We start from the raw sequence: 17780 nt of genomic DNA, 5'->3' as shown, positions 1-17780 counted from the left end.
CTAAAAAAACAGCCTGCAGGATACAATTCAGAATTTTGTTACAATTTTGTAAAATACATTGCATGGACAAGGGCAGATGTGTTACTATTTAAACGCCTTGAGCGAGGTGGGGAAAATGATAAATTGGAAGGAAGCTAAGAAAGCCTTTACAGAGTATTTGCAAATTGAAAAAAACGCTTCTTCGTACACCATTGAGTTTTATCAAAAAGACATTGATAACTTTTTTGATTTTCTCCAAAGAGAAGCAATTAGCAGTTTAGAAAATGTTGACTACCAAACGGTCAGAATTTATCTTACCTCTTTGTATGAGAAAAAACTGTCCCGTCGCAGTGTCTCAAGGAAAATATCAAGCTTAAGAAGCTTTTATAAATTTTTGGACAGAGAATTGGATGTTAAAGCGAACCCATTTCTTCATATAAAGATGCCGAAAACGGATCAGCCTGTACCAGGATTTCTATACAAAGAAGAACTGGAGAAATTGTTTGAGGCTAGTGATTTGACAACCCCTCTCGGACAAAGAAATCAAGCCATACTTGAGCTGATTTATGGAACAGGAATCCGGGTTAGCGAGTGTACGGGCCTGTTACTTGAGGATATAGATTTTGATATTGGTTCAATACTTGTAAGGGGTAAAGGCAGGAAGGAACGCTATTTGCCGTTTGGAAGCTTTGCAGATATTTCTGTGCAGAATTACATAAACAATGGAAGAAAACAATTGCTGCAAAAAACGTCAACTCCCTCTACTGCCGTTTTTTTAAATGCCAGAGGTAATCCTTTAACGCCGCGCGGAGTAAGATTGATTTTGGAAAAAATAGTGAAAGATGCAGCGTTAACCGTAAATCTTCATCCCCATAAACTAAGGCACACTTTTGCTACCCATATGCTGAATGAGGGGGCTGATTTAAGAGTTGTCCAGGAGTTGCTTGGCCATGAACAGTTATCTTCAACACAGATTTATACTCATGTGACTAAGGATCATCTTCGCAATATCTATATGAACAGCCATCCGCGTGCTAATCACCGGGAGTAAAAAGAAGGAGTGGATTATTTGGATAACGGATTTCATGCAACGACTATCTTCGCAGTGCAGCACAATGGCCAATGCGCGATGAGCGGTGACGGGCAGGTTACACTGGGAAATGCAGTAGTGATGAAACATAAAGCGAAGAAAGTACGTAGATTATTCAGAGGGCAAGTCCTGGCTGGGTTCGCGGGTTCTGTGGCAGATGCTTTCACATTATTCGAAAAATTCGAAGGGAAATTGGAAGCATACAATGGAAATTTATCGAGAGCGGCGGTAGAGCTTGCTAAAGAATGGCGTAGTGACAAAGTTTTAAGGAAGCTGGAGGCTATGCTGATTGTCATGGATAAGAATGCTATGCTGCTTGTTTCTGGAACAGGGGAAGTAATTGAACCTGATGATGGGCTGCTTGCCATAGGATCTGGAGGAAATTATGCGTTGAGTGCAGGTAGAGCGCTTACCCGCTATTCCAAGCAACTATCGGCAAGAGAAATAGCTCAGGCAGCTATGGAAGTGGCTGGGGAAATTTGCGTATATACCAATGATCATATAACGCTTGAGGTGCTGGATTAAAAGGAGGGTTTCCTAATGACAGTAAATAAGACCCCAAAACAAATCGTCGAACAGCTTGATCAATACATAATTGGTCAAAAAAACGCCAAAAAATCAGTAGCAATTGCACTTAGAAATAGATTTCGCAGGATGCAGCTGAACGATAAAATGCGTGATGAAATAGTCCCTAAGAATATCTTGATGATAGGTCCAACAGGGGTTGGTAAAACAGAAGTTGCCAGACGTCTGGCGAAATTGGTTGGTGCTCCATTTGTGAAAGTAGAGGCTACTAAGTTCACGGAAGTAGGTTATGTTGGCCGCGATGTGGAATCAATGGTAAGGGATCTAGTTGAGATGGCTGTCCGTATGGTCAAAGAAGAAAAGATGGCTAGTGTCATGGAAAAAGCTGAACAACAAGCCAACAAACGCTTGGTGAAAATTATCGTACCAGAGGAAAAGAAACAAAATAATTTCAAAAACCCTTTGGAAATGTTTTTTCCGCAGCAAGGAGCAGAGAATCAAAGCGAAGAACCAGATAGCGATAAGCAGGAAATTGAAAGCAAACGAAAAAAAATCCGGCGCCAACTGGAAATGGGCGAGTTAGAAGATACGTTAGTAACGATTGAAGTGGATGAACAGTCACCATCGATGTTTGACATGCTTCAAGGCTCAGGTATGGAACAAATGGGAATGAATATGCAAGATGCCTTCGGCCAACTGATGCCTAAAAAGAAGAAAAAACGGCGCCTTCCTGTTTCCGAAGCAAGAAAAATTCTTACCCAGCAGGAAGCTCAAAAATTAATCGATATGGATGAAGTTGCCCAGGATGCTGTACAAAAGGTAGAGCAATCGGGTATGATTTTTATCGATGAAATTGACAAGGTAGCCGGCAAAAGCGACCAAGCGGCAAATGTCTCACGTGAAGGGGTTCAGCGTGATATCTTGCCGATTGTTGAAGGGTCGACGGTAGTTACTAAGCACGGTCCCGTGAAAACGGACCATATCTTGTTTGTAGCAGCCGGCGCCTTTCATATGGCTAAGCCGTCAGACTTGATCCCCGAGCTGCAGGGGCGATTTCCTATCAGAGTTGAGTTCGATAAGCTAACAGTCAATGACTTTAAAAGTATCTTGACTGAACCTTCCAATGCACTGCTAAAACAGTATCAGGCACTGCTTGGCACGGAGGGTATAAATGTCACCTTTACGGACGATGCTGTTACTAGAATTGCGGAAGTGGCATTTGATGTCAATCAGGAAACAGATAATATCGGAGCAAGAAGATTGCACACGATTCTGGAAAAACTATTGGAAGACTTATCTTTCGAAGCTCCTGATATCAATATGGAGGAGATAGAGATAACTCCGCAATATGTAGATGAAAAATTAAGCACCATCGCCAAAAATAAAGATTTAAGCGAGTTTATATTGTAAATACTAGATTGGAGGATAATGATGGAATTATTAAACAGAGCAAGAAAAATCAATTCAATGCTACAAAAAACTACAGGAAAATCGGTGAATTTCAATGATATGTCTGCAACTTTAAGGGATATAATCACTGCAAATATATTTGTTGTTAGCCGAAGAGGGAAGCTACTAGGTTTTGCAATTAATCAGCAAATAGAGAATGAAAGAATGAAATCAATGCTTGAGGAAAGGCAATTTCCTAAGGAGTACACAGACAGCTTATTCAATATCCAGGAAACTACTTCTAATATCGATATTGACAGTGAATATACAGCTTTTCCAGTAGAAAACAAAGAACTATTTAAAAACGGCCTCACTACCATTGTTCCAATTATCGGTGGTGGAGAACGATTAGGTACATTGATCTTAAGCAGGCTGACCCAAAGTTTTAATGAAGATGATCTCTTGCTGGCAGAGTATGGAGCTACCGTTGTAGGAATGGAGATCCTTCATGAAAAAACAGAAGAAATTGAGATGGAAGCGAGAAGCAAAGCTGTTGTACAAATGGCTATCAGTTCCCTTTCTTATAGTGAACTGGAGGCAATTGAACACATTTTTGATGAATTGGATGGTAATGAAGGACTGCTCGTTGCCAGCAAAATTGCCGATAGAGTAGGCATTACCCGTTCAGTCATCGTGAATGCTTTAAGAAAGCTGGAGAGTGCGGGAGTCATCGAATCCAGATCGCTTGGGATGAAAGGAACCTATATCAAGGTCTTGAATAACAAGTTCCTTGTTGAACTACAGAAAATCAAATCGAACTAACTAATTCAATGTTGAAAATGAACAGGCACTACACGCTTATCAATGCAGAGGAGTGGGTAATTCCCTGCAATGTGCGTGATAGTGCCTGTTTTTTGTTTGCTTGCTTTTCCATGAGCTAACGATTAATAAAAAAATAGCAATTATTTTTCGACAATTCAAAAACGATATTTCCATTTCATGAAGAATATGCAATAATAAACACTAAGGAAAAAAGACATAGTTCGACACAGCCATAATCGGGACATTTGGAAAAAGTTGGATTAGTTTAATACTAAAGTAACAGGAGTTTGTATATTTTTACAGACCGAAAGTCAGATTATTGATAAATTGCATAGACACAGAATTAGAATTAAATTACAATATTCGAAGATGATAGACAAATTATGACGGTTAAAGAGAAAAAATAAAAATAATGTCTAATAAGTTCTGAAAAATAGGGGGAAAAGGGAATTGTCTTTTTTTGGTTCAACTATTAGTAGTTTAGAAAAGTCGTTAGATTATGCCTCAGTAAAAAACCAAACTATTTCCAACAATATTGCCAATGCAGATACACCTGGTTATAAAGCGCAAAGTGCTGTGTTCAAAAATGTCCTTCAAAACGAAATGGGATCCACTTTTCAAACAAAGCGCACCGATTCCAGACACATCAATTTTCAGCCAGGTTCTGCCCAGCAATCCTTCCAAGTCGTTTCTAATTCCAATACAACTTATAATCATAATGGGAACAATGTTGATATAGATAAAGAGATGACCGAGCTAGCCAAAAACCAAATCTATTATCAAGGGCTGGTAGATAGGTTGAATGGAAAGTTTTCCAGCTTGCAAACAGTAATTAAAGGAGGAAGGTAACCGATGAGCATTTTTAATGCCTTAAATACCAGTGCTAGTGCATTGACTGCACAAAGACTGCGGATGGATACTGTTTCCTCAAATATAGCTAACGCCGAAACTACTAGAGCTACTATTAATGAAAACGGGGAGTATGAACCATATCGAAGAAAGTTGGTTTCCCTAGAAACCAAGGCCCCTGATTTTCAGTCATTCTTACAAAAAGCTACAGGGAAAACAGACTCCCCAGGTCAAGGAGTAAGGGTCAGCGAGATTTCAGAGGATGAGGAACCTTTCAAACAAGTCTACAACCCTAACCATCCGGATGCTGACCAAAATGGTTATGTCCAGTTGCCTAATGTAGACCCATTAGAGGAGATGGTTGATTTAATGAGCGCAACAAGATCCTATGAAGCTAACGTGACATCCGTGAATGCAACGAAAAACATGCTGTTAAAGGCATTGGAAATTGGTAAGTAACAAATCAAAGGAGAGTGACCTTAGTGGTGAATATCGGTAACGTAGGGAGTATGCAGTCGGCATCAATGGCCCTTCAGGATAATGTAAAAAAGAATAGTACACCTGCAGAAGCACAGGAAAAGTTTGCATCAAGCTTGAAGGACGCTATCGATAACTTAAACCAATATCAAGTGGCATCTGATGCTAAGACACAAGCGCTCGCCAATGGGGAGATTGATGATTTACATGATGTCATGATTACTGCCCAAAAGGCGAGTATCGCTTTGCAAACTGGAGTAGAAGTCCAACGAAAAGTAATTGACGCGTATAAAGAAATAATGAGAATGCAGGTATAAATACATAGGATTCGAGTATACCGTTCCTTTTTCTTATTGGCAGCTTCCCGATAAGAAAAAGCGAGTTTTTTTGGGGGCAGAGAATGAAACAAAAATTTGACATATATAAAGAGAAATTCACTAAATATTGGGGAGCAAAATCCTCCAGGTCTAAAGGTGTTTTAATTGGATCTATCCTGCTGGTTCTTTTTTTAATTATTGGTGGATCCATTTTTGCGAATAAAAGCAACATGGTGCCGTTATACAATAATTTATCGTTGCAGGAAGTAGGGCAAATTAAAGCTGAACTAGATGCCAGAGGGTTACCCTATGAACTTCAAGATGCTGGCAAGACCATTCTGGTTCCGGAAGATCAAGCAAATACTTTGCTTGTTGACCTGGCGGCCCAGGGAATGCCAAACAGTGGAAATGTAGATTATTCTTTTTTTAGCGCGAATACCTCTTGGGGAATGACTGATAACGAGTTTGACGTTATCCAATTGGATGCAATGCAAACGGAGATTGCCAACCTTGTCAAAAGCATCGATGGCATCCAGGATGCCAATGTTATGATAAATAAGCCTGAGGAGCCGGTGTTCGTTAGTGAACAGCCAATGGAAGCCTCCGCTTCTATTGTAGTGAACACTCAGCCGGGATATCAATTAGAAGGAAGTCAAATCAAGTCATTATATCATTTAGTTTCTAAAACCGTTCCAAATCTTCCTACTGATAATATCGTCATCATGAATCAAAATTTTGAGTATTTCGATTTAAATAATTCTGCAACAGCCGGTTCTACGGACACTTATACTTACCAGCAGAATGTCAAAAAAGATATCGAACGCGATATTCAGCGGCGCGTTCAGCAGATGATTGGCATGATGGTAGGTAATGATAAAGTGGTTGCATCTGTTACCGCAGATATAGATTTCACACAGGAAAACAGAGTTGAAGAGCTGGTCACACCGGTTGATGAAGAAAACATGGAAGGCCTGCCAGTCAGTGTCGAGTCAATAAAAGAAACGTACACAGGCGCTGCACCAGAAGGCGGGGTTGCTGGTACCGGCGAAGAGGAAGTTCCCAATTATCCTGCTGGGGAAGAAGGCCAGGATGGCGACTATGAAATGGTTAAGGAATCAATTAATAATGAGTTTAACAGAATCAAAAAAGAGATTGTCGAAAGCCCTTATAAGATACGGGATTTAGGGATTCAGGTGGCAGTCGATAACACGAAAGAGCCGGCAACTGAAAATGGAGAAGTAGAATACTTGTCTGCTGCTGAAGAAGCGACAGTAGAAGATGGAATAGCGTCGATTTTAGATTCGATCATAACTACTTCTATCGATAAAGAATACGGAGAAGTAAATCCAGAAGAAAAAGTTTCGATTGTTTTACAAGAATTCAACGGAAACCAAGGATCTTCTGCTCAGGCGACGGTTACCATACCTACTTGGATGTATATAGTAGGCGGGCTTCTTGTAGTAATTATTCTAGCGCTCGTATGGTTGTTATGGAGAAGAAAAGGAACGAAAGAAGAGGAAGAGCAAGTCGAATTTGCCGAAGAAACTTATCGGCCACAGCCGGCAGCCGTTCCAGACATTGAAGAAAATCCAGAAACAGAAGCTACAATCAGGACTAAGCAGCTGGAAAAGATGGCGCAAGAAAAGCCGGAAGAATTCGCAAAACTGCTTCGAAGCTGGATAGCGGAAGATTAGGGGGCGACCTTTATTTATGGCAAGACACAAAGAATTAACAGGGAGACAAAAAGCTGCAATACTTCTGATATCGCTTGGCCCGGATGTCTCCGCACAAGTGTACAAGCATTTAACAGAAGAGGAAATTGAAAAACTAACGTTGGAAATCTCATCAGTGAAAAAGGTAGAGTCCGGACAGAAAGAACAGGTGCTGGATCAATTTCATCAAATTGCGCTTGCCCAGGATTATATTTCCCAGGGTGGTATCAATTACGCTAAAACAGTACTGGAGAAGGCGCTGGGACTAAGTGAAGCAGACAGTATCATCAACCGGCTGACATCATCATTACAAGTGAAGCCATTTGATTTTGCGCGAAAAGCAGATCCGTCTCAAGTGCTCAATTTTATCCAGAATGAACACCCGCAAACAATTGCTTTAGTGTTGTCTTATCTGGATGCTGAACAAGCGAGCCAAATACTTTCAGAACTGCCTCAGGAAATGCAGGCAGATATCGCGAAAAGAATTGCCGTCATGGATTCTACCTCACCGGAAATTATTTATGAAGTAGAGCAGATATTGGAGAGAAAACTGTCGGCAACGGTAACCCAGGATTATACCCAAACAGGTGGTATCCAGGCTGTCGTTGAAGTGCTTAATGGTGTTGACAGGAGTACGGAAAGAACGATCCTTGACTCCCTTGAAATCCAAGATCCGGAATTGGCAGAAGAAATCAAAAAGAGAATGTTTGTGTTCGAAGATATCGTTACACTGGATAACAGGGCTATTCAAAGAGTTATTAGAGAAGTTGAAAATGATGATCTCCGCTTGTCATTGAAAGTCGCAAGCGAGGAAGTGAAGGACATTGTCTTTAATAATATGTCCACGAGGATGGCCGATACATTTAGAGAAGAAATGGAATTCATGGGTCCTGTCCGACTCCGTGATGTGGAAGAATCTCAAACGAGAATCGTTTCTGTTATTCGCCGATTGGAAGAAGTTGGCGAAATAGTAATTGCCAGAGGCGGAGGAGATGATGTCATTGTCTAATAGTAGACAGGAGCATCAAGCAGAAGGCAACAGAAAGATTATTGGCTTAAAGCCGGTTGTGAAAAAGGTTGAATCCATTCCTGTTTCAACTCCGGAAGATGAGCTGCAAAACGTCGAGCAGCAGCTGGAGATTGCCAAGGAAAAATTAGCAAGAGTCAAGCAGGAAGCAGAGCAAACGGTTCAGCAAGCAAACGAGCAAGCTGAAAAACAAAAGAGCGACTGGTTGAAAGAAAAAGAACGTTTATATGAAGAAGTGAAACAACAAGGATACCAGGCTGGTTTTGAAATGGGTAAACAAGAGGGCATCATGCAATACGAGGGGATGCTTAACGAAGCAAAAGCAATTATTAATGATGCTAAAACGGATTACGAAGCTGTCTTAGAAAAAAGCGAAGATACGGTTCTGGAATTAGCTATCAGGGCAGCTTCAAGAATCATTCATAGGGAACTGGCGGAAAGCGACGTCTTTGCTAACATTGTCCAGCAGGTTATAAGGGAAGCGAAGGACCAGGAGAAAATCGCTGTATATTCCCACCCTGACGATTATCAAGTTATTATGAAGCAAAAAGACGAGCTCCGTAACATTGTTGTTGGCCAGGCAGAATTATACTTTTATCCTGTTTTAGATTTAGCAAAAGGAAGCTGTATTGTGGAAACGTCTTTTGGGAGAATTGATGCGGGTGTAGACACGCGCTTATTGGAATTAAGAGACAAATTATTCGAGGTTTCCCGGGGGAACCCAAATGAACATTGAAAAATATCTTGATGTAATCGACCAGTTTGACAGCTACAAACGCTATGGGAAAATCCACCGTGTCGTTGGTTTGATGATAGAGTCACAGGGTCCTGAAGCTAGCATAGGGGATGTTTGCTATATTTATCCTAGCCCTGATAGTAAGCAAAAGATTTTAGCTGAAGTAGTTGGATTCAATAATGAAAAAGTGCTGCTCATGCCTTACTCCCAACTTAAAAATATCGGCCCAGGATGTTTAGTGGAAGCCACTGGCCAGCCGTTGTCAATCAAGGTTGGCAGAGGCTTGATAGGAAAAGTAGTTGATTCGCTGGGGAAGCCGCTTGATGAATCCTTTTTACCGAAAGGGCTGGCTTCCTATCCATCAGATCAGTCTCCGCCAAATCCTCTAAAAAGACCGCCGATTGATGAGCCTATCCAGGTTGGGGTGAAAGCAATTGATACTTTGCTTACAGTCGGCAGAGGACAGCGTGTCGGAATTTTTGCTGGAAGCGGAGTAGGTAAAAGTACTTTACTCGGTATGATTGCCAGAAACAGCAGTGCTGATATTAATGTTATTGCGTTAATTGGTGAACGCGGCAGGGAAGTCAGGGAGTTTATCGAAAAAGATTTGGGCGAAGAAGGTCTTCGTAAGTCGATTGTAGTGGTAGCCACTTCAGACCAGCCGGCTTTGATGAGAATTAAAGGTGCTTATACAGCTACAGCGATAAGTGAGTATTTCCGCGATTTAGGTTACAGCGTCAATCTGATGATGGACTCTGTAACAAGGGTAGCGATGGCCCAGCGGGAAGTCGGTTTGGCTACAGGCGAGCCGCCCACAACGAAAGGTTACACACCATCTGTATTTGCAATCTTACCAAAATTGTTAGAGCGTGCCGGTACTAGTGATACAGGATCAATCACAGCTTTTTATACCGTATTGGTAGACGGCGACGATATGAATGAGCCGATTGCCGATACCGCGAGGGGTATTTTAGATGGCCATTTTGTTTTGGACAGGCGTCTGGCAGAGCAAGGTCGTTTTCCAGCTATTAATGTATTGAAATCAGTAAGCAGGGTAATGCCGCAAATTATTTCAGGAGAACATCAACAATTGGCTGTTAAAGTGAGGTCGATGATGGGGGTATATGAAGAAAATCATGAATTAATCCAAATTGGTGCGTACAAGCGTGGAACTAGCAGAGAAATAGATGAAGCTATTCACCACCAACCCAAAATAGTCAATTTTTTAAAACAAGAAACAAATGATGTCGTTTCAAGGACAGAAGCACTAAAGGAAATATCTGAACTGTTAGCAGGAGGGAGAGGCTGATGGCAAGCCCCAAAACTTTTGAAAAGCTTCTGGATGTACGGGAAAAAGAAAAGCAGGAAGCACAAAAAGCATATAAACAGTCAGTAGAAGACTTTGAAGTAGTAGCTTCCGATATGTATCACCTTCTGAAGCAGAAGGAAGATGCCGAACAGGCATATCACAATGATATACATCGTTCGGCAACGGTGACCACTTTAAGTTCTCATTTTTCTTATATAGAAAAATTAAAACAAAAAATCAATCAGCTGCAAGTTTCAGTCAATCAGGCAAGAAACCTTATGGATGACCGTCAGGGAAAACTGACAGATGCTTATATAGAAGCTAAGAAATTTGAAAAAATGATTGAAGTCAAAAAGGCGAAGCTTCATGCGGCGATTAAATCAGAAGAAGATAAACAAATGGACGAAATATCTGTCACACAGTTTATCAATAACAGGGAATGGTGAAATATGGCGAGCAAGGCTAGGAGCGAAAAAGAAAAAACCGGAATATTCCAATTGCTATTATTCATTTTTATTCCACTTATATTAGTTTGTACTTTCGCATTGATTATCATGGCTGCAGCTGGAGTAGATGTCCCAGGCTATGCTAAAAAGTATGCTGGTAACATACCAGGAGTCGCTTCCCTCGTTTCTACAGAGGCTGAAGAGGGCGATATGGAGGGACAAAAACAAATCGAGTCCGCAATCAGTGCAAAAGATGAACAGATTGAACAGTTAGAAGCTGAATTGGAAACACGCGAGTCGGAAATTAACGAATTGAATATGCAAATAGAAGATTTACAGCAGGAAATGGCTGCAGAGGAAGAAGACACCAGTGAGGAACAAACGGATGTGATAGCTGACATTTCTACCTCGTTCCAAAATATGGAGTCAGAAAACGCCGCAGTAATCCTGGCTAACCTAGATGAAAATACAGCGCTCTTAGTCATGGAGAAAATTTCAAAAAAGACAATGGGTTCAATACTTGGCGAAATGGATCCTGATGAAGCAGCCAGACTAACAAATGCTTATGCGTCCCAGGATAACTGATAAACGACATGCGATTGAAGGGAGGTGAAAAAATGAATAGTGCAGGTGTTTTATTTACACAGCCGAATGCTTCTTTATCGCAAACAGGCAAAAGTGGATCATCTAAAGCGAGTGGTGTCGCCTTGGCTTTCAAAGATGTTCTCGGACAGACAGCTGACTTGGAAAACCTTTCAAGTGAGGAGAAAATCGATTTATCTAACGCTCTTGATGATTTGTTAAATGCATTACAATCCTTTCAGGATGGCCAGAAGGAAGCACAGAGTGAAGATGGGCAACTTATCTTAGATCTACTAAATGAAATTCCTGAAGAATTACTTGGAAAGCTGTCGGAATTGTCCAGTGACCAAATAATGGCAACACTTGCTCGGGAAGATCAAATAAGCGATTCATCTGCTCAAATACTGGCAGCTCTGATCCAGCAATTAGGCGGGCAAGGTTCTCAAAAACCAGGTCAGGGTGCTGAAGAGCAAAAAAGCAGTTTAGAGTCTGTGAATCACTTGTTCCCGTTAACCAATGTAATTGCTTTTGTAAAGGGAGCAGAACACCAGGGTGCAGAGATGGACGCTAAATATAAAAATATATGGCAGCAGGCAAACTTGCTATTATCTGGTATTCAAGGCGGCTCACCAACTAAGGAGCAGGAAACAAAGCTTTTAAAACTGTTAGAGCAATGGACAGCGTTGGAAAAGCAGTCAGGAAAAACGAACATGGTACAGCTTACAGATCAGTCTGCTGGCAAGGGGGATAATACCAAGCAGCAAACGGTGTGGAGCCAGCTGCTAACTACTTTCCGCAGCAGAAGCGCATTACTGTCACAACAACGGTATCAGAGTAATTCCGCCGTTACTGGAAGTGATGTCGGCAAATGGATCAAGCAGGCACTTGGTAAGTATGGAGAGGAAATTTCCGGTACTAACAATAATCTTTCTTCCGCTTCTATGAGTAGCATGCCAGCTTCTAAAATTGAACAGTATATCGTCCATTTGAACCAAACAGGAAGCCAGGAGGCTAATCAAAAACAATTGATGGAAACACTCCAGAAAGCGATTAAAGAGAGCAGCTTCCTTAAGGACAATGGCAGTACCCAAATTTCTTTGAAACTGCGTCCTGCCCAGCTAGGGGATATCATGGTCAAAATGACACAAATCAATGGTGAAATGGCAGTAAGAATTACAGTAACTTCCCAGGCAGCAAAAGAAATGCTGGAAGGAAATTTACATCAATTAAAGCATATGTTCTCTCCGCAGCAAGTGGTAATTGAGAAGCAGGATGCCCAACTATTACAGCAGGATAGCAAAGAGAGCGAGCAGCAAGGTAAAGGTGATTTGGATGAATCCGGCCAGGAAGATGGGTACCAGCAGGATTCCCAGCAATCAGGGGATGAAGATGACGATGGTGAAAGCAGCTTCTCTGAATTACTTATGAATGAGAAAGTGTAGGTGAAAAAAGTGACAAAGATTGATGCTTCCTATTATTTAAACCAACAACCTAGAGGAACAACAAATTCTAATCTGGGAAAAGATGAATTTTTAAAAATATTGATGGCTCAGCTGCAGAATCAGGATCCGCTAAATCCTATGGAAGACAAAGAGTTTATCACACAGATGGCAAGTTTTTCTTCATTAGAACAAATGACGAATATGTCGAGTTCTATGGATAAAATGGTTCAGGCGCAAAATATTTCTCCAGTTCTTCAACACAGCAACTTGATTGGGAAAGAAGTTACCTATAATAAGTACGATGAAGATACAGGTAAAATCATTGACACGCCTGTCAGTGAGGTCAAGGCTGTCAGCCAATATAATGGCAAAGCTGTCTTAGAATTTGCCAATGGAGAAAAAGCATACGTAGACGCGGTCTTGAAGGTGAGCAGCCCATCATCTGAATAGAGGATGATAAGTTATGGATCACCGAATTCAACAATTACAGCAGCCGATGCAGATTCCTGCTGGCAATAAAGGAAGTCCTAAGGTTGATGATGCGGCCTCTTTTAAAAAAATATTGACCGAGGCACAAGGTTTAAAGGTGAGTAAGCACGCGAAGCAAAGGCTGACCGAACGCAAGATTGATATAGATACAGAGCAGTGGCAGAAAATTTCGGATAAAATCGGAGAGGCGAAGCAAAAAGGTATTACTGACTCCCTGGTTTTAACCAACGAAGCAGCTCTGTTAGTCAGTACCAAAAATAATACGGTTGTCACAGCTATGAACAGGGCAGAAGCTGCCAGCAGAATTTTCACAAATATAAACGGCACGATTTTAATGGATGAATAGGCTGGACCCAGACAGGGAAGCCATGACTTGTTGAATGATAGAGGCAAGCCAATAAAAAATAAAAAAGGATGTTGATTGAATGTTACGTTCCATGTATGCAGGAATATCAGGGATGAAAAATTTCCAAACCAAGTTAGATGTTATTGGCAACAATATTGCTAATGTAAATACTTCCGGGTTTAAAAAGGGCCGGGTTACATTCCAAGATATGATGAGCCAGTCTCTTTCAGGCGCAGAAGGGCCAGTGGTACAAGGAGGAAATACAATCAGGGGTGGTATTAATCCATCACAGGTGGGGCTTGGTTCCCAGCTCGGTTCGGTGGATAACATACATACCACAGGAAACTTGCAAACTACCAATCGTCCGCTGGATCTAGCTCTTGAAGGAGACGGAATGTTCGTATTGGGAGAAGGAACAGGCGATCCGGTTACATTTGATAATACTCAGCTAAGCTTTACGAGAGCCGGGAATTTCTATCTGGATGATGACGGCTATATCGTTAATCCAGACGGAAAGTATTTGCTCGGTGATGCTGATACAGATGGTGATGGAGCAATTGACGGTCAGCTTGGCAAGATACAAATACCAGAATCTGCGGAAAGCTTTAGTATTCAAGGAACAGGTACTGTCACTTACGTGGATGAAAATGGAGACACGATGAATGCAGGACAGATACGGCTTGCGAAGTTTTCAAATCCAGGCGGTCTGCAAAAAACAGGAGCCAACACATATCAATTGACCAATAATTCCGGCGTATTTACCGATGGCGACGAAAACTTCAACAATATTGACGACCTGGTGATACCGCAGCAGGATGGTTCTGCCTCCGTAGTAGCGGGAGCATTGGAAATGTCGAATGTCGATTTGTCGGAAGAATTCACTGAAATGATTACCGCCCAGCGGGGTTTCCAGGCTAATACCAGAATTATTACTACTTCTGATGAAATTTTGCAAGAATTAGTCAATCTGAAACGATAGTTAAGGGAGGCAGGGGGGCGTAATTTCAGCCCCCTCCATATATGATTCAATTAACAAGGTTAAATGGAGATCGTTTTAGCTTGAATGCTATATTTATTGAACAGGTTCAATCCTTTCCAGATACGACGATCACTTTATACACCGGAAAAAAATTAGTTGTAAGAGAAACGGAGAATCAAGTTAATATGTTAATTTTTAAATTCTATCAATCCATTGGAATGCAAGGATGCGTCAAAGAAACAGGTGATTTAAATGAGCAATAAATTACTTAAGTCATTGGTTGCTATCTTAGCCGTTTTGACAATAGCAGGTGCAGCTGTCCTTGTCGTTGTACTCAATGTTTCTGGTGAAGACAAAGCAGATGAAGAGCAGACTTTGGATGAAATGGTGGAATATTCGTTTCAGACAAGTGAAATGAATACAGATTTAGAAGATGGTAGTTTTGTCAGGATCCAATTCCAAATCATTACGGATAGTGAAAAAGCGAAAGAAGAAATTGCAAAAAGAGAATTCCAGACGCAAAATATACTAATTAAAGAGTTGGCCAGCATGGACAGAGAAGCATTTAAAACTGGTTTAGGTGAATTGGAAGATGTTATGAAGGAAAAGCTGAACGGCTTAATGCAAGAAGGAAAAGTTGTCGATGTTTACACCATCAACAAAGTCTTACAATAGTTTAGAAGGACTCCTGATAGGAGGTGGCGGATATGGCAGAGGAAGTACTTTCACAAAATGAAATAGATGATCTCTTATCGGCTCTCTCTTCAGGGGAGATGGATGCGAGTACATTAAAACAAGAAGAACAAGAAAGAAAAGTAAGAGTATATGACTTTAAGCGAGCGCTTCGCTTTTCAAAAGATCAAATTAGAAGCTTATCGAGAATACATGAAAATTTCGCGAGGCTGCTGACAACTTATTTCTCAGCCCAGCTGCGAACATATGTCCAAATTTCAGTTGCTTCCGTTGACCAGATACCTTACGAAGAATTTATCCGTTCGATACCAAAAATGACAATCCTGAATATATACAGCATGAATCCCTTAGATGGGAGAATCATTTTTGAGTTTAATCCAAATATTGCATACGCGATGCTGGATCGATTACTGGGCGGTAAAGGGAAGAGCGTTAATAAAATTGAAAACCTAACGGAGATTGAAACAACATTAATGTCCCAGCTGTTTGAAAAAGCGCTGGAAAACCTACAAGAGGCTTGGAGCTCCGTCATTGAGATTGACCCTATGCTGGAAGAATTCGAGGTCAACCCTCAATTTCTTCAATTAGTTTCGCCGAATGAAACAGTTGTCGTAGTTTCTCTCAATACGACTATCGGGGAGAGCAGCGGCATGATTAATATTTGTATTCCCCATGTAGTCCTAGAGCCGATTATCTCTAAGTTGTCTGTTCATTACTGGATGCAGACAAAAACAAAGGAAAGCAAACCTGAAGAATATGAAGACCTGGCCTATAGCATTGGCCAAGCGGAAGTAGACGTAAAAGCAGTATTAGGAGAGTCGACGATCAGTATTAGCGACTTATTAAATCTAAAGAGTGATGATATTATCCAATTGGATCAGGAAATAGATAAACCACTTACACTTCGAGTGGACAACGAACCGAAATTTTATGTTCAGCCCGGAAAGCAAAAAAACAAAGTGGCTGTTCAAGTTCTAGAGGAAATACAAGGGGGGAACGACTATGATGAATGACAATATGCTGTCCCAAGATGAAATCGATGCTCTATTAAAGAGTACTGATGATAATGATGGGGACTCAAATATAAATGAGAAAGAAACTCAAGATCCCCCGGTGGATGACTATTTGACAACAGTAGAACAGGACGCATTAGGTGAAATAGGAAATATATCTTTTGGCAGCTCAGCAACGACATTATCAACATTGCTAAATCAGAAAGTAGAGATTACAACACCTACTATTTCAGTAATCCACCAGGAGAATTTGGAAGCTGAGTTTCCGCAGCCGTATGTAGGGGTGGAAGTGGAATACACGGAAGGATTCTCTGGTGTGAATTTATTTGTCATCCAATCGCAGGACGCTGCTATTATTGCCGACTTAATGTTGGGCGGTGATGGTCAGGCACCTGCCGAAGAATTAAATGATATTCATCTTAGTGCCGTGCAAGAAGCAATGAACCAAATGATGGGAACGGCAGCTACCAGCATGTCAACGGTGTTTACCAAGAAGGTAGATATATCGCCTCCGGCCATTAGTGTATTAGATGTTGAAGGTGATCAGGGAACAGAGACGATTAACGAAGAACGAATTATGGTGAAAGTTTCTTTTCAACTGAAAATCGGAGATTTGATTGATTCGAATATCATGCAGATTTTACCTGTGGAGTTTGCGAAAGACTTAGTCGATCAACTATTGAACCCACCGGCGGATGAACCGGAAACTGTCGAGCAAGCTACTGAAAACAAAAGCCAGTCAGCCGATAAACCGACAACGAGCCAGGTTGGACAGCAATCCAGTAATCCGTCACAACAATCGGGCAGTAATAATGGTCCAAGTCATATTGGCGGGAAAGTGAAAAATACTACTGCCAATATCCAACAGGCTGAATTTTCAAGCTTCGAAAATGTTGAGCTTCCTGAAAAAGAACAGAGGAACCTGGATATCTTAATGGACATTCCGTTAAAGGTAACTGTTGAATTAGGACGGACAAAACGCTCTGTAAAAGAAATCTTAGAACTTTCGTCTGGATCGATAATCGAACTTGACAAGCTTGCAGGTGAACCAGTTGATATAAATGTAAATGAAAAGCTGATTGCCAAGGGAGAAGTAGTTGTCATTGATGAAAACTTTGGTGTCAGAGTAACAGATATTGTTAGCCCGACTGATCGGCTTAAAAAATTAAATTAGGAACCGAAGGGAGAGTTTTTTGTGGGTAATAAAATATTGATAGTTGATGATGCTGCATTTATGAGAATGATGATTAAGGATATCTTGAGCAAGAATGGCTTCGAGGTAGTCGGGGAAGCACAAGATGGCGCCCAGGCAGTGGAAAAATACAAGGAGCTTTCTCCAGATTTGGTTACAATGGATATCACAATGCCAGAGAAGGACGGCATTGCTGCTTTGAAAGAAATCAAGCAGTTAAATGGCGAAGCAAAAGTCATCATGTGTTCTGCGATGGGCCAGCAGGCCATGGTTATCGATGCGATTCAGGCTGGGGCCAAGGACTTTATTGTTAAGCCGTTTCAGTCCGATAGAGTAATCGAAGCAATCCAAAAAGTACTAGACTAA

Annotated in this window: 22 protein-coding genes; all 22 read left to right on the top strand. The window is 41.1% G+C overall.

All coding sequences use genetic code 11. The annotated features are described in order from the left end of the window. Positions 1 to 115: 115 nt before the first annotated feature. The 22 genes from xerC (at position 116) to BLR93_RS02080 (ending at position 17780) form a co-directional block, all read left to right on the top strand. Positions 116 to 1030: a tyrosine recombinase XerC gene (gene xerC / locus BLR93_RS02185; protein WP_093210764.1), complete on the top strand. Its 915-nt coding sequence runs from the start codon at positions 116 to 118 to the stop codon at positions 1028 to 1030. 18 nt (positions 1031 to 1048) lie between these two features. Then, the gene (gene hslV / locus BLR93_RS02180) at positions 1049 to 1594 is read left to right on the top strand and encodes an ATP-dependent protease subunit HslV (protein ID WP_093210762.1); all 546 of its coding nucleotides are present in this window, start codon (positions 1049 to 1051) and stop codon (positions 1592 to 1594) included. Positions 1595 to 1609: 15 nt separating this feature from the next. Then, positions 1610 to 3004: an ATP-dependent protease ATPase subunit HslU gene (gene hslU / locus BLR93_RS02175; RefSeq protein ID WP_093210760.1), complete on the top strand. Its 1395-nt coding sequence runs from the start codon at positions 1610 to 1612 to the stop codon at positions 3002 to 3004. Positions 3005 to 3025: 21 nt separating this feature from the next. Continuing rightward, positions 3026 to 3805 (top strand): GTP-sensing pleiotropic transcriptional regulator CodY, encoded by a 780-nt coding sequence (gene codY / locus BLR93_RS02170; RefSeq protein WP_093210758.1) that lies wholly within the window; start codon positions 3026 to 3028, stop codon positions 3803 to 3805. 450 nt (positions 3806 to 4255) lie between these two features. Beyond that, the gene (gene flgB / locus BLR93_RS02165) at positions 4256 to 4654 is read left to right on the top strand and encodes a flagellar basal body rod protein FlgB (RefSeq protein ID WP_093210756.1); all 399 of its coding nucleotides are present in this window, start codon (positions 4256 to 4258) and stop codon (positions 4652 to 4654) included. A gap of 3 nt (positions 4655 to 4657) precedes the next feature. Beyond that, positions 4658 to 5113, top strand: a complete 456-nt coding sequence (gene flgC / locus BLR93_RS02160) for a flagellar basal body rod protein FlgC (protein WP_093210754.1) — start codon at positions 4658 to 4660, stop codon at positions 5111 to 5113. A gap of 50 nt (positions 5114 to 5163) precedes the next feature. Beyond that, positions 5164 to 5448: a flagellar hook-basal body complex protein FliE gene (fliE, locus tag BLR93_RS02155; protein ID WP_175559263.1), complete on the top strand. Its 285-nt coding sequence runs from the start codon at positions 5164 to 5166 to the stop codon at positions 5446 to 5448. Between the two features lie 83 nt (positions 5449 to 5531). Continuing rightward, a complete protein-coding gene (gene fliF, locus BLR93_RS02150; RefSeq protein WP_093210750.1) occupies positions 5532 to 7142 on the top strand; it encodes a flagellar basal-body MS-ring/collar protein FliF in 1611 nt (536 codons plus the stop codon). A gap of 16 nt (positions 7143 to 7158) precedes the next feature. Next, entirely contained in the window at positions 7159 to 8169 is a 1011-nt protein-coding gene (fliG, locus tag BLR93_RS02145) for a flagellar motor switch protein FliG (protein ID WP_093210748.1), read from the top strand. Then, positions 8162 to 8923: a flagellar assembly protein FliH gene (gene fliH, locus BLR93_RS02140; RefSeq protein ID WP_175559215.1), complete on the top strand. Its 762-nt coding sequence runs from the start codon at positions 8162 to 8164 to the stop codon at positions 8921 to 8923. The genes fliG and fliH overlap by 8 nt, the downstream gene beginning before the upstream one ends. Beyond that, positions 8913 to 10232, top strand: coding sequence for a flagellar protein export ATPase FliI (gene fliI, locus BLR93_RS02135; RefSeq protein WP_093210744.1), 1320 nt, complete (start codon positions 8913 to 8915; stop codon positions 10230 to 10232). Before fliH ends, fliI begins: the two co-directional genes overlap by 11 nt. After that, positions 10232 to 10678 carry a flagellar export protein FliJ gene (gene fliJ / locus BLR93_RS02130; protein WP_093210742.1) on the top strand — a complete coding sequence of 149 codons (447 nt, stop codon included), beginning with the start codon at positions 10232 to 10234 and terminating at the stop codon, positions 10676 to 10678. The genes fliI and fliJ overlap by 1 nt, the downstream gene beginning before the upstream one ends. A 3-nt stretch (positions 10679 to 10681) precedes the next feature. Further along, positions 10682 to 11263, top strand: coding sequence for a MotE family protein (locus BLR93_RS02125; RefSeq protein WP_093210740.1), 582 nt, complete (start codon positions 10682 to 10684; stop codon positions 11261 to 11263). Between the two features lie 32 nt (positions 11264 to 11295). Beyond that, positions 11296 to 12702 (top strand): flagellar hook-length control protein FliK, encoded by a 1407-nt coding sequence (locus BLR93_RS02120; protein WP_175559214.1) that lies wholly within the window; start codon positions 11296 to 11298, stop codon positions 12700 to 12702. Further along, positions 12703 to 13152 carry a flagellar hook assembly protein FlgD gene (gene flgD, locus BLR93_RS02115; protein WP_342720197.1) on the top strand — a complete coding sequence of 150 codons (450 nt, stop codon included), beginning with the start codon at positions 12703 to 12705 and terminating at the stop codon, positions 13150 to 13152. A 13-nt stretch (positions 13153 to 13165) separates the two neighbouring features. Further along, positions 13166 to 13537 (top strand): TIGR02530 family flagellar biosynthesis protein, encoded by a 372-nt coding sequence (locus BLR93_RS02110; protein ID WP_093210736.1) that lies wholly within the window; start codon positions 13166 to 13168, stop codon positions 13535 to 13537. A gap of 79 nt (positions 13538 to 13616) precedes the next feature. Then, positions 13617 to 14516: a flagellar basal body rod protein FlgG gene (gene flgG / locus BLR93_RS02105; protein WP_093210734.1), complete on the top strand. Its 900-nt coding sequence runs from the start codon at positions 13617 to 13619 to the stop codon at positions 14514 to 14516. A gap of 41 nt (positions 14517 to 14557) precedes the next feature. After that, positions 14558 to 14779 carry a flagellar FlbD family protein gene (locus BLR93_RS02100; RefSeq protein ID WP_093210732.1) on the top strand — a complete coding sequence of 74 codons (222 nt, stop codon included), beginning with the start codon at positions 14558 to 14560 and terminating at the stop codon, positions 14777 to 14779. Next, positions 14769 to 15191: a flagellar basal body-associated protein FliL gene (gene fliL / locus BLR93_RS02095; RefSeq protein WP_093210730.1), complete on the top strand. Its 423-nt coding sequence runs from the start codon at positions 14769 to 14771 to the stop codon at positions 15189 to 15191. The genes BLR93_RS02100 and fliL overlap by 11 nt, the downstream gene beginning before the upstream one ends. 32 nt (positions 15192 to 15223) lie before the next feature. Next, the gene (fliM, locus tag BLR93_RS02090; RefSeq protein WP_093210728.1) at positions 15224 to 16222 is read left to right on the top strand and encodes a flagellar motor switch protein FliM; all 999 of its coding nucleotides are present in this window, start codon (positions 15224 to 15226) and stop codon (positions 16220 to 16222) included. Further along, a complete protein-coding gene (gene fliY / locus BLR93_RS02085) occupies positions 16212 to 17396 on the top strand; it encodes a flagellar motor switch phosphatase FliY (protein ID WP_093210726.1) in 1185 nt (394 codons plus the stop codon). The genes fliM and fliY overlap by 11 nt, the downstream gene beginning before the upstream one ends. Before the next feature lie 21 nt (positions 17397 to 17417). Continuing rightward, positions 17418 to 17780: a response regulator gene (locus BLR93_RS02080; RefSeq protein ID WP_093210724.1), complete on the top strand. Its 363-nt coding sequence runs from the start codon at positions 17418 to 17420 to the stop codon at positions 17778 to 17780.

The sequence above is a fragment of the Sediminibacillus albus genome (assembly GCF_900101125.1).
Classification (GTDB): domain Bacteria; phylum Bacillota; class Bacilli; order Bacillales; family Amphibacillaceae; genus Sediminibacillus; species Sediminibacillus albus.
This window is presented reverse-complemented; position numbering and strand designations above follow the sequence as displayed.